The organism is Paenibacillus sp. B46(2026) (assembly GCF_056786355.1).
Genome location: NZ_CM165907.1, coordinates 3,877,273 through 3,889,747, shown reverse-complemented (window position 1 = coordinate 3,889,747; position 12,475 = coordinate 3,877,273). Strand labels below are relative to the sequence as shown.

Below are 12,475 nucleotides of genomic sequence, written 5' to 3'. Positions count from 1 at the left end.
ATCTTCTCTCTAGAAGAAACAAATGGCCCTTTTGTGTGACCAATATCTTAATTAACAACGTTCAACGTGCTGAATTGTTCACAACATGAATGATTGCTTGATTGGATTACTCCAGTCCAGCGATCTGTTCTTTTAATTTGTTAGCAGATGCCTGGAAAGCCACCTTCTCGGTTTCATTCAACGGAAGAGGCAGAATTTCACGCACACCGTTGCGATCTACAACACATGGAACGCCTAGGTAGACATCCGAGACGCCATTGTAATCTTCGAGGAACGTCGACACGTTCAGAACGGAGCCTTCGTTGCCGAGAATTGCAGCTACAATGCGGTCCAGAGCAAGGGCGATTGCATAGGAAGTCGCGCCTTTGGCATTAATAATCTCATACGCTGCATTTTTGGTACGGTCGAAGATATCCTGTTGTGTTTCTTCATCCAGTTCCAAATCTGTTCCTGCAACGTTAGCCAGGCTCCATACCGGAACTTCGGAATCGCCATGCTCACCAATAATGTGAGCGTGAATACTGCGTGGGTCGATCCCTTTATTTTTACCAATCAGGTAACGGAAACGTGCGCTATCGAGCAATGTGCCTGAACCGATGACACGGGAAGCAGGCCATCCGCTTTGTTTCCATGAAGTATAGGACAAAATATCTACAGGATTGGTCGCGATCAGTAAAATACCATGAGAGTTCACTTCAGTAATACGCTCAATAATATCTTTGAAAATGCTTGCATTTTTCTTCAGCAGATCAATCCGGGTTTCGCCCGGCTTCTGGGAGGCACCCGCAGTAATAATAATGATATCTGCATCTTTGCAATCGGAGTAATCACCAGCCCATACTTTCACGCCACCCGTAAACGGAAGACCGTGGTTCATATCCAGCATTTCGCCGGTTGCCTTATCATGATTCACATCCACAAATACCAACTCGGACGAACGCTGTCTCAACATTAGCGTGTATCCCGTTGTTGTTCCCACCGCACCCATGCCTACAATCACGACACGACTTGGCTTCAGAGCTGTATTGTTTGTCATGTTCATATCATCTCCTTATTGAGGTATACTCCCGTCCATATTAAGGGATTCGAGCACATAACGCGAGTGTTGTCTATAAAGTATTTCACATTTCATGTCTTTTTACCAATAATACCGTCGAAAAACATATTCGGATGAAGTGGTCAAAAATGTGAAATATGAAGCCAGAGCATCGGATTAAAAGGAGTACAGGGTGGGCAATGAGCCTTTTGCACAAGGTTTGTGGTAGAATAGGAGCAGTGGATTCTGATGAATCGTAAATAAAACGCCATAGGACAGGCATGCGCGCCTGTATATTGGATGAGAGAGGTGGAACCCACTTGCGTTCGCAATGGATCAAAATCGCGCAGACAGCATTGCTGTCTATAGGTATAGTAGCCTTACTGGCTGCCTGCACCGACTCAGATCAACCGCCGGAAGCAGAACCTCCGCAGCAGCAGGAGGACGCCGGGAATACAGGGCAGACATTAACTGTCGTTCCCCCTGTGAATAGTACAGAATCTGCAGATATGGCCAAGTATCAAATACAGACCCGTTTGACCGATTTTCAGTTGCTCAATGACAACGGAGGATTGGCATGGGGGGTAACACGAAATGCGCTGCGTCTGTACTACACACAGGATCAGGGAAAGACCTGGACCAATATTTCACCTTCGGAAAATGTACAGTTTCCGGCTAACCCTAAATATGGACAAAGCATTTATTTTGTAGATCGTGCGCACGGTTGGATTGTGCGTGAAGGCATGGGTGGAACAGATACCATGGTGCTTCGCACCAACAATGGGGGCGTAACTTGGAGTCTATCTTCTCTGTCCAAGACGGATAAAGTGACTGCGATCTCATTTGTATCTCCTGAAAAAGGCTGGATTCTCACCACGGTGGATACCGCTATTGGTAAACAGGACAAGAAACTCTACTTTACGGTGGATGGTGGTATCACCTGGAACCGCATGTCATCCAGTGATGAAGATGGCAATCAGGAATCAGAAGAGATTTCCAAACGTGGATACACAACAGGGATGACTTTCTCGGATCCAAAGCATGGTTTCTTAACAGCGCTTGAGTTCGGTACACCGAAGTTGTATGTAACATCAGACGGTGGAGAGAACTGGGACACTGGACCATCTTTCTTTGATCGAAACAAATTCAACGGGTGTGGTAATTTTAGTATCAGTTCACCACAATTTTTTGGACGTGAGGCGAAGTCAGCCTGGATGTCAATGTCCTGTTCCCAAGGGGAGAGCACGACATTCAATGGATTCTTTACCACCGATGGCGGAAAAACCTGGAAGCTGTCTAATTTCACTTTAAACAAACAAACGGGTACGAATCGCAATCTTGCACCTGTATTTCTGAACGCATCAGAGGGTTGGGCGATGCAAAAGGGCATAACCTACCATACCAAGGACACGGGCAAAACATGGAGTGCTCTTCCTGCAAGCAGTGTACTGGAGAAAATTCTCGAAGACTATCCAGAGATTGTGAAGATTCAGATGGTTACCTCCAAGCTTGGCTGGATATTGGTTGAAAATACAGATGCCAAAAGGTCGCTGTTACTGCAAACGGTAGATGGCGGTGTACATTGGAAAGTACTGTGATTTGTATGGTGCTTTAAATGTGAATAGCTAGAGAAAGGAGAGGAGCCGGAAGGATCCTTTTCTTTTTTGCTTAGTTTGTGAAATAAATCACAAATAAATCCGCTAGAAGGTGATATATTTAACTCAACAAGAGAAGGAGTGATGAAGATGAGAACCAACGGTCAGACTCAATTCACGCAGGCGGATGAATTAACCAGATATATGCTTCAATTATGCTACACATGTGACGATGCCAATCGTTGTACGACAGAGGAAGCGGTGAAGGCTTGCATGGCAGAACACGCACAGGCAGACCAGCCCGAACCAGCCGAAGGTGGAGACTTAACTCGCGGGTTTATGGATATGATGTACGCGTAAGTTAATCATTCACGAAGAACGCTCCTGCGGGAGGGTTCTTTTTTTGATTTGGATATATGTTTGTTTTTAGCTTTGCTAAAATTTTGGATCTGCCCTGGTTAGCATCTGGTGAAATAGAAATTTGAAAACCTGAGACAAATAGGCTGATTGGATTGAATGTATGTGCTCTTAATATTACTTCGCAAATATAGCAGTTTGGGTTATCATATATATAATTCAGGTATTTCACTCAGATTGTGTAGTTAAGAAGTGAGTAAATTAAATGTGATCCGACAGACTCAAATGAAAAGAGAGCCGTTTGGCTCTTAATTAGATGATATATTTAATTCATTATGTAATTGAAGAGCATCCTTAAACCCTTGTAAGTAGATTTCACGTTCTAATATGGTATGAACAGAAAGGTCTGCGTCATCGTAAAGAAATAGAGTTTTATGCATATCCTGAGGTAAAAGCTCATGTAACTGTTTGAAGTAAAGATTCCGATCGGAGGAGAATTGTTTATAGATGGAGTTGTTTTTGAGAAGATCGCTATATAAAGCTTCAATTCGATTACGTATCAACGAATCGAGTAAGACTTCTAAAGAATTGTGCATGAGTGATCACCATCCGTTATGTTTTATTTTACGAACAAAAATTTAACTTGTTGAATATTATTTTATCATAATGAAAATTATATTCAAAACATGTCAAAGATATTTTTGATAAAGAAAATATACTTTCATATAATTAAAGAAAAATTCATTTCGGATATGAAGGAGTACCAGATGATAAGTTATAAACCATTTCAAAAATTATTGATTGACAGGGAGATTAAGAAACAAGAGTTATTAAAAATGACGGGGATTTCATCGGCAACGATGGCAAAGCTCAATACGAATGAGTATGTATCGTTAGAGGTAATTGATAAATTATGTACGGCATTGGGATGCCAGCCTGGAGATCTTTTGGAACATGTAACAGACCAATAATGGGATGAGAAATCTGTTGGTTACTCAAAGATGAGATTCCGTCGTATAACATAATATTTAAGCTTCGGGTCCTTATAGAGCCTTGGTCTACGGATGGATTTCGTGGAAGCAGATTCAGCAGACACACCCAGCATACGCTGGGCGTCTGGAACACAACAACGTTATACGAAACCACCTAAAATCAAAAAGCATATTATCAACCATAAGGAGGCTTATTTCATGATAAGATTGTGTAAAAGCATGGATACGGATGTGATGTATCAGATTATTAATGATGCAGCAGAGGCATACAAGGGAGTAATTCCTGATGATAGGTATCATGAACCCTACATGACTTTGGATGAACTGAAGTATGAAATGAACGATGGTGTAGTATTTTGGGGGTTTGAAAAAAATAATACATTGTTGGGAGTTATGGGAATTCAAGATAAGGGTGATGTATCTTTAATTAGACACGCGTATGTTCGAACAAACCAACGGAAAAGTGGAATAGGTACAAAGCTTTTGTCTCATCTGGTGGCTTTAACAGATAAACCGATCTTAATCGGAACATGGGACTCGGCTGAATGGGCTAAGAAATTTTACTTAAAGAATGGCTTTAAACTTGTTTCACCTGATGAGAAGAAAAAGTTATTAAATACATATTGGAATGTTCCAGAAAGACAAATTGAGACATCTGTAGTCTTATGCCAAAGCAAGTGGACTACTTGACAAAATTTCAGAATATACGAGGTTAAATTGAAGAAGAGGTTCATCGTATAACATCATGTTCCCGCAATGGGGATCACGCTCCTTAGTCTGCCCGTGATATCTCTGTGAAGTCGAATCAAGCAGACACATCCATCTCCCTATGATAAGAGCTATCTAAAGGGGATGGACGTCTTGAACAAAGGAACGTTATAAGCAATTGGGGCAAATATACTAGGAGGGTAGACCATGATAGATCATCAAGAAATTTTACCAATTATTAGAAGGATTGAAGAGAATGAAATAACTTATTCACTTGGTGGGAGTGGATTGTTATATTATTTAAATTTAACAGATGTAGTCAATGATTGGGATCTCATGGTCGAGTGTCCCAAAGATATATTGCTTGAGGCTGTAGATGGATATGATTGGATAGAACTGGATGGTGGAGACTACCCTTTTGCAAGTGAATATAGAATACATATTACGTCATTAAGAATAGATATAATTGGGAGATTTGCTTTTTACGCTGAAGGAGAAGTAGTTCAATTACCTACATCACCTATTCAAAATAGAGAATGGGATGGAATAAAGGTATCGAGTCCTGAAATCTGGTATGTGGCCTATTATTTAATGGGAAGAGAAGAGAAATCGAAATTAATTTTAGGTTACTTAGAAACTCATAAAGAAATTGCAGATATACATTTAATAAGAGATTTATTGAAGAACAAGGGTTTAAATGGTGAGATTAGAGAAGAACTTAGTAAGTTAATCCAATGATGTTTCCAGCAACATATTGAGGGTAAGTTGATTGAAGAAGGTTTTGATGTACTAAGTCCAAATCTAATTGATGGGAAATTATTTTCTTATGATGAAGAAGATAAAGCATATCATTATTTTATTCAAGAAATTGGATTTACCAGAGCATTAAATGAAGTTTTAAAAATAGTAAATCTAAATAGAGAGAAGTATGAACATATCTTTATTATTGGATTTAGTATAGGTGCAACTATTTCATGGATAAGTAGCGAGTATGGAGTTGATGGAATTATTGGATTTTATGGATCGAGAATTAGAAATTATGTAGAGGTAGAACCAAGTTGTGCTATCTTGTTATTTTTCGCAAGTCATGAAAAATCATTTAATGTATTCGATAACAACGCATTCACGCTGCGGGGGTGACTCCCCTTGGTCCGGAAGTAGGAGGCGAAGAAGCAGCTGCCCGGACACAAATGCAAACTTAAAGGGGAGCGACGTCAGAAATACAACAACGTTATGAGAAATCAAATTAAAGGAGAAACAAAAGTGGGGAAAAAACTAACTATATTTCTTGTAGACGGTTCAGAAACAGGACCTAGAACAATTGAGGTCGTCAAGCAGCAGGCCCTGTAGAGTGGATAGATGCTAACGGGAGAACGTTTAAACAGAATCAAGAAAAGAAATTCGAAAGTGAAAGCAATGAAGAGTAAGAGTAATTCGACATTTCATAAAATAATATTTTAGCAACGGCTCCTTACGGAGTTTTGGGCTGCTGAATCTCGAGAGAATTTCAGCAGACAACCCTTTTTGGTTTCAAGAATACAGAAACGTTAGATGAAACAACCGTATTAATCGCTGATTTTTTATAGGAGCTATTCCTGTAATGAAGTAATTTGAGTTTTGAATGAAAAATGCGCCTCTAGTATACTGGGAATCGTTGTTCCGGACAAGAACAATACCCACATACGAAAAGAGGCGCACAAATGAAGTATAAGATGAAACAGAAACAGAATCAACGTATTACGCGAATTACGGAAGGTACGCTAGTCATAGGAGCAGACATTGCCAAAAAGATTCACGTAGCTAGAGCGGTAGATTTCCGCGGCATTGAATTAGGAAAAGACTGCGTGTTCCACAACAATAAGGAAGGGTTAACGAAGCTAGTAACATGGATGAAAGAACTTCAGGAGGTTCATTTGAAAACGGACATTGTTTTCGGAATCGAGCCTACCGGGCACTACTGGTTTCCGCTAGCTGCTTTTCTGGAAGCTCGAGATATAAAGGTCGTCATTGTGAACCCGCATCACGTAAACAAGAGCAAGGAACTTGAGGATAACTCCCCGACGAAGAGCGACTATAAGGATGCCAAGGTAATCGCAGACCTCATACGCAATGGGAAGTACTCTGAGCCTAAACTACCGACGATGGAATACGCCGAATTACGGATTCTCATGAATTTTCGTGAAAAGGTTATGGTGAGTTTGAATCAAGTGAAGGCCCGCGTGCATAACTGGATCGACCGCTATTTCCCTGAGTATCTCAGCGTGTTTAAGGACTGGGAAGGCAAAGCTTCGCTAATGACCATGCGCCAGTTTCCGACACCGGAAGAGATCGTCTCTACAGGCGCCAGAGGCGTTCTCGCACACTGGAAAACGGAAGTGAAGCGCGGAGTCGGTATCAAGAGAGCGGAAAAGCTCTTTGCGACAGCCGGGACATCCATCGGGCTTACCGAAGGGTTACGAGCTGCGAGACTGGAGCTTCTGAGCTTGCTCGACCAGTTTGAGCTTTTCTCTAAACAGGTGGAAATGACCATGAATCAGGTCATGGACATCTTGAGTGAGATCCCGGGAACAACGCAGATGTTGAATATACCAGGCGTTGGCGCGGTTACCGTTGCAGGATTTCTGGCTGAGGTTGGCGATCTGAGTCATTACGACCACGGACAACAAATCATCCGGTTGGCGGGCTTGAATTTAAAAGAAAATAGTTCCGGTAAACGGAAGGGTAAAACGGGCATCACCAAGCGCGGACGCTCCAGGCTCCGAGCCTTGTTGTTCCGTTGCGTCATGCCAATGGTAGCTAAGAATGAGGAATTCAAGGCGCTTCACAGGTATTTCACAACACGAAGTCAAAATCCATTGAAGAAAAAGCAGTCCCTTATTGCGCTGTGTGGCAAACTGATACGCGTCTTGCACACGCTGGGGACAAAGCAAATCGCATATCATGCAAACGATGTTCTTGGACCTGTACGACAAAAACAGCTACAACAGAACGCAGCTTAAATTCAAACCAATACTACCTGAACCTCATCTCAACATCAGATATACAACTTGACAAATGAAGCACCGGAGAAGCCGAAGTTGAATAAACCATAAGGGCAATGACCCCGTATAGGAGCGAGAATCGGCCTCCACCCCTTGGCAGGTAGAACGAAGGAATGTAAGGGCAACGACCCAGCGTGACATGGGAGGGTAAACCCCAAGGGAAGATGTGGAGATCCACTGTGCGATCATACGTATCATCCACAGTTTGGAAAATCGAGTCCAAGCCCTGTTCCCGTCACCGGCCTTTTCAGAAAAATATGGTTCTAAACCAATCTCCTTCCATTACCCTGAGATGTCGAAGTTGTAAATCTAAGAATGAGAGAGAAAACAGGCGAAAACATTACTTTTTAGTGGGAGGAACATCAATGAATCATAAGTTACCTTTATTTGTAGTGACCGGCGCCAGTGGAACAGGGAAAACAACGGTCTCATCACATCTGCGCAAGCTACTTCCGGATTTTGACGTGTTTGATATGGATATCATCGATAATGTGGATTGGCAAATTGCCAAAGAGAATTGGTTGAGAATTGCATATAGCATATCGCTAAGTGGACGAGGGACTGTTTTATGTGGAACGATGGTGCCGGAAAACATTGAATCTTCTGATTACATAGATCGATTTAATCGGATTCTATATATGAACTTACATTGCAATGATGCTATTCGGGAAGCAAGATTAAAAGCCAGGGGTTGGGAAGATAACCTGATTCAAGATCATAAGTATTTTGCGAATTGGTTAATCCAAAATTCGCAAACTGCATTTGAACCAGCAATGCAAACTATAGATACGTCAGAATTCTCAACAGAAGAAGTAGCTGAACAAATTAAAGAATGGATCTTAAAGAACTGGTGACCAGAATGAACACCTAAAATAGCCTCATAGTTAGATTGAGTGGGAGGAACATGATGCTACCTTTTCAAGTGAGTGAATCTATTGTATTAAAGCTGATCCAATCTCGAGATAGAGATGAGTTGTATAGTGACTTACAGTCTATTATCTGGTGAATGGGATACTTAAACGGTAGAAAATAACATCATCTGATGAAGCGAAGGGGGTCACGTATTGTTTCTCAATGTATTACTTTGGTTGATCATTCTCTGGGTGATCTCCCTTTATTTCAGTTTCCCTAAGAAAGATCGCATGTACACAGTCAATGTGCCAAGCACATATTACATTCAATCTTCCAATCAACTGGATATTCAAAAGAATTATGAATGCGCTGCATTTTCCAGTGCGTTCGTCTTGAGACATTTCGGTTTGGAGTCCAACGGAACAAAGCTTTATGAGACCTATCCTCGTAAATTACTAGATGGAACCGTATATCCCAAAGCGGTCGTTGTTTTTTTCAGGAGGCTTGGATATCAGGCAATGTACTTACGTGGAAATGTGACTAGGTTGAAGAAACAGATCAGCCAAGGGGTGCCTGTTATTATATTTATTAGAGTACATACCAAACAACGTTATTTGCATTTTGTTCCCGTCGTTGGCTATGATGAAACGCATTTTTACTTGGCCGAATCGTTAGATCACAAGATTAATTGTGATGAAGAATATTACAATCGAAAACTCAGTATAAGTGAACTCAACATGTTATGGAGGTCGTGGTTACCTTTTTGTCAAAACTCCTATATCGTCGTACACCCGATGCAGATTTAAGACGCCCTCTTTCAAGGGACATGATATATTTGCTTTGAACGAACTAATCTGCTTTATTCGGAACGTCTGCGTGGTTAAATCATGAAACTCATGCCCAAATGGCATGAGTTTTTTTGTGAACAAGTCTCCTCACGTAAACCAACTCGCTTGAATCGATGGTTATGAACAAAATAGATCAAACATATAGGCAGTTGCTACTGATTTTCTTGTTTTCCCTGATAATCAGCGGAGTTTTTTAATTAAAATGGTTGTTCGTCCACGCATCTTTTCATCTACATACGTACGTTAAACCATGTCTATAGGGAGGTGTCCACACTGTGAGTCATTCAGAAGTGAAGAAGCGCATGAAGAGAAAAAAGGCAACAGTATATCCGTGCAAAGTTAAAAGAAAAGAACGCCGATTGAAAGTGGTTAAAAAGTTCGTTCAAGTAAAATGTCCGCCACCAGAAGTGAATATATCTACCCCTACTGTTGTTGGCCCAACAGGACCACAAGGTATACAAGGCGTACAGGGTATCCAAGGTAAACAAGGGGTTGAAGGACCACCTGGAGCTCAAGGACCAGCGGGGGGGCCACCTGGACCACAAGGACCTCAGGGACAGCCTGGTCCTGCTGGAGCGGTAGGCTCTCAAGGTCCGGTCGGACCCGCTGGACCCATGGGGGCTCAGGGGATTCCGGGAGAAGCGGGGGCTGTGGGGCCACAAGGTCCGCAAGGTAACCCAGGTCCTGCCGGAGCCATCGGACCACAAGGTTTCCCCGGCCCCGCTGGAGCTGTTGGCCCGACGGGTGCGACAGGAGCAGTAGGTCCCGCTGGAGCAGCAGGTCCGGCAGGCCCCGCTGGTGCAGTAGGAGCGGTAGGTCCCGCTGGAGCAGTAGGCCCGGCAGGCCCGACAGGTGCGACCGGAGTAGCTGGTCCCGCTGGAGCAACGGGAGCTACAGGTGCAACAGGAGCAGCCGGAAGCGTACTTGGATTCGCTGACTTTTTCGCACTGATGCCGCCTGATAATGCTGCAACGGTTGCTCCCGGTACTGATGTAAGCTTTCCTCAGGATGGGCCGACAAGTGGAACGACTATCGCACGAACGGGGCCTAGTTCATTCAATCTGGCAGCCATTGGTACGTATCAGATTTTGTTCCAAGTTAGCATCGATGAAGCGGGTCAATTAATCTTAACTCTCAATGGGGCAGATTTGGCACCCACAGTAGTTGGGCGAGCAACAGGAACGTCTCAGATTGTTGGTATGGCTTTGGTGCAGACAACCGTGATTAATTCTATTCTGACCGTTCGGAACCCGGCTGGTAATGCTACTGCATTAACAATCACGCCACTTGCGGGCGGAACAAGACCTGTATCGGCACATCTTGTGATCACACAATTAGCATGAATCCGTTAACAGGCTAGGCTAATTGTCCTCAGCTTTATTAAATATGCATCCATAATGGTAACATGGGTTTGCTTGAACTGAGATAGCAGTGCATTACTCGAGGCTGTTATCTCAGTTGGAGCTGATGTTGTACATAACCTGGTTATATACGATGACCAAAAATAATATCGGTAATGTTCCGCTAGAGGAATAGAGTCATCCAACGAAGAGCACCGTATTCATTCTTTCTTAGATTTTTGTTGCTCAAATATTTAATCCGGTTAACAAGTTCTGTGTACCTCCGCATATACATTACAGGAGACGGGTCAAGACTCCGGCTGTCCTAAGTTGTATGAACGGAGGGAGAGACATGGGTATTGAATCATCCTGGATGTTTGATTTGTTTGGAACCGTCTTTCCGGTTGTATTTGTTCTGATTATAGGTATAGTCCTTCTGTCGATGGGAAAAGAGGTATGGAGGTGGGGACGCAACAACTCGGAGCCGCTATTGACCGTACCTTCACGAATCACCAGCAGACGGATGAAGATGAGTCAGTCGCAATCTGAACCAGGCAGTACAGCACGAACATTATATTACGTCACCTTTGAAGTGGAGAGTGGAGATCGGCTCGAATTCAAAGTCAATGGCGAAGAGTATGGTTTGTGCGCTGAGGGGGATGAAGGACGGCTCTCGTTCAAAGGAACACGTTACATAGGCTTCGAGAGAAATAATCGCTTATATTCCGAACGCCTACGCGGTTAAACCGGCAGCTTGCGCCAGGATGGCGTGAGCTTTTTTTGATTATTTACTGGACAAGCGTTTCTTAATGGGGCTAACGTGTTTTTATATAAGAAGAGGCTTAATGAGATTATGATCAAAGGATCATTACCGTAGAGGAGGCAATCAATATGTCATTTACAGATCAGGTCGTTGTTGTAACTGGCGCCGCTCAGGGAATAGGACGAAGTGTGGCTGAGGCTTATGCGGTCGCTGGGGCCAAAGTTGTACTTGCCGACAACAAAGAAGCAGAGGGTGCGGCAGCCGCAGCTTCCATTCGTAATGAAGGTGGAGAAGCCATCTTTGTTCAATGTGATGTTCGGAGCGAGCAGGATATTACGAATCTTTTTCGAACCACCGTGGAGGAATTCAAGCAAATCGATGTACTGGTAAATAACGCAGGACTTGCCAAATGGAAATCACCCTATGAGCTAACGCTGGAAGAATGGGACGATGTGCTCAATACCAATGTGAGAAGTTGCTTTTTGGCGAGTCGGGAAGCTGCCAAACATATGAAAAGCAATGAACACGGGGGTGCCATTATCAACATGGCTTCTACCCGTGCGCTGATGTCTGAGCCGGATACCGAAGCCTATGCTGCATCCAAAGGAGCGATTGTAGCTCTGACGCATGCGCTGGCGGTCTCACTGGGCAAGGACCAAATTCGGGTCAATTGTATCAGTCCGGGATGGATTGAGACAGGTGACGTGGAGAAATTGAAAAAGGAGGATCATGAACAGCATCCATCCGGTCGTGTGGGTGTTCCTTCGGATATCTCCCGTGCTTGTCTATATTTATCTGACCCAAGCAATACCTTTGTCACAGGGACTAACCTCGTTATTGATGGAGGCATGACCCGAAAAATGATATATGAGGACTAGAACCGGGATTGAGTCGGGCGAGCCCTACAGTGTCCCAACTTAAGAGTAATAAGCCCAAGTTAAGC

14 protein-coding genes are annotated in these 12,475 nt (G+C 43.2%); 12 read left to right on the top strand and 2 right to left on the bottom strand.

Annotated features, from left to right (window positions below):
* Positions 1-106: 106 nt before the first annotated feature.
* Positions 107-1,036, bottom strand: a complete 930-nt coding sequence (locus tag AC1S8V_RS17290; RefSeq protein ID WP_482070076.1) for an L-lactate dehydrogenase — start codon at positions 1,034-1,036, stop codon at positions 107-109.
* A 320-nt stretch (positions 1,037-1,356) separates the two neighbouring features.
* Here AC1S8V_RS17290 and AC1S8V_RS17285 point away from each other — a divergent pair, with 320 nt between their 5' ends.
* Together AC1S8V_RS17285 and AC1S8V_RS17280 are read left to right on the top strand one after the other, a co-directional pair.
* Positions 1,357-2,634, top strand: coding sequence for a WD40/YVTN/BNR-like repeat-containing protein (locus AC1S8V_RS17285; RefSeq protein ID WP_482070075.1), 1,278 nt, complete (start codon positions 1,357-1,359; stop codon positions 2,632-2,634).
* A gap of 147 nt (positions 2,635-2,781) precedes the next feature.
* Positions 2,782-2,991, top strand: coding sequence for a hypothetical protein (locus AC1S8V_RS17280; RefSeq protein ID WP_482070074.1), 210 nt, complete (start codon positions 2,782-2,784; stop codon positions 2,989-2,991).
* Positions 2,992-3,296: 305 nt separating this feature from the next.
* Here the strand turns inward: AC1S8V_RS17280 and AC1S8V_RS17275 are convergent, their stop codons facing one another.
* Positions 3,297-3,584 (bottom strand): hypothetical protein, encoded by a 288-nt coding sequence (locus AC1S8V_RS17275; protein WP_482070073.1) that lies wholly within the window; start codon positions 3,582-3,584, stop codon positions 3,297-3,299.
* A 171-nt stretch (positions 3,585-3,755) separates the two neighbouring features.
* On the opposite strand from AC1S8V_RS17275, the gene AC1S8V_RS17270 reads away from it, so the two are divergent.
* The 10 genes from AC1S8V_RS17270 (at position 3,756) to AC1S8V_RS17225 (ending at position 12,410) form a co-directional block, all read left to right on the top strand.
* Positions 3,756-3,959, top strand: coding sequence for a helix-turn-helix domain-containing protein (locus AC1S8V_RS17270; protein ID WP_482070072.1), 204 nt, complete (start codon positions 3,756-3,758; stop codon positions 3,957-3,959).
* 102 nt (positions 3,960-4,061) lie between these two features.
* Positions 4,062-4,670, top strand: coding sequence for a GNAT family N-acetyltransferase (locus AC1S8V_RS17265; protein ID WP_482070071.1), 609 nt, complete (start codon positions 4,062-4,064; stop codon positions 4,668-4,670).
* 225 nt (positions 4,671-4,895) lie between these two features.
* Entirely contained in the window at positions 4,896-5,426 is a 531-nt protein-coding gene (locus tag AC1S8V_RS17260; RefSeq protein WP_482070070.1) for a hypothetical protein, read from the top strand.
* A gap of 15 nt (positions 5,427-5,441) precedes the next feature.
* Positions 5,442-5,828: a dienelactone hydrolase family protein gene (locus AC1S8V_RS17255; protein ID WP_482074510.1), complete on the top strand. Its 387-nt coding sequence runs from the start codon at positions 5,442-5,444 to the stop codon at positions 5,826-5,828.
* A gap of 560 nt (positions 5,829-6,388) precedes the next feature.
* The gene (locus AC1S8V_RS17250; RefSeq protein ID WP_482069879.1) at positions 6,389-7,687 is read left to right on the top strand and encodes an IS110 family RNA-guided transposase; all 1,299 of its coding nucleotides are present in this window, start codon (positions 6,389-6,391) and stop codon (positions 7,685-7,687) included.
* A gap of 407 nt (positions 7,688-8,094) precedes the next feature.
* The gene (locus tag AC1S8V_RS17245) at positions 8,095-8,583 is read left to right on the top strand and encodes an AAA family ATPase (protein WP_482070069.1); all 489 of its coding nucleotides are present in this window, start codon (positions 8,095-8,097) and stop codon (positions 8,581-8,583) included.
* 210 nt (positions 8,584-8,793) lie between these two features.
* Positions 8,794-9,387: a C39 family peptidase gene (locus AC1S8V_RS17240; RefSeq protein ID WP_482070068.1), complete on the top strand. Its 594-nt coding sequence runs from the start codon at positions 8,794-8,796 to the stop codon at positions 9,385-9,387.
* A 317-nt stretch (positions 9,388-9,704) separates the two neighbouring features.
* A complete protein-coding gene (locus AC1S8V_RS17235; protein WP_482070067.1) occupies positions 9,705-10,772 on the top strand; it encodes a collagen-like protein in 1,068 nt (355 codons plus the stop codon).
* Between the two features lie 349 nt (positions 10,773-11,121).
* The gene (locus AC1S8V_RS17230; RefSeq protein ID WP_482070066.1) at positions 11,122-11,514 is read left to right on the top strand and encodes a DUF2500 domain-containing protein; all 393 of its coding nucleotides are present in this window, start codon (positions 11,122-11,124) and stop codon (positions 11,512-11,514) included.
* 146 nt (positions 11,515-11,660) lie between these two features.
* Complete coding sequence (locus AC1S8V_RS17225; RefSeq protein WP_145148304.1) at positions 11,661-12,410, top strand: glucose 1-dehydrogenase; 750 nt, start codon at positions 11,661-11,663, stop codon at positions 12,408-12,410.
* Positions 12,411-12,475: the final 65 nt, after the last annotated feature.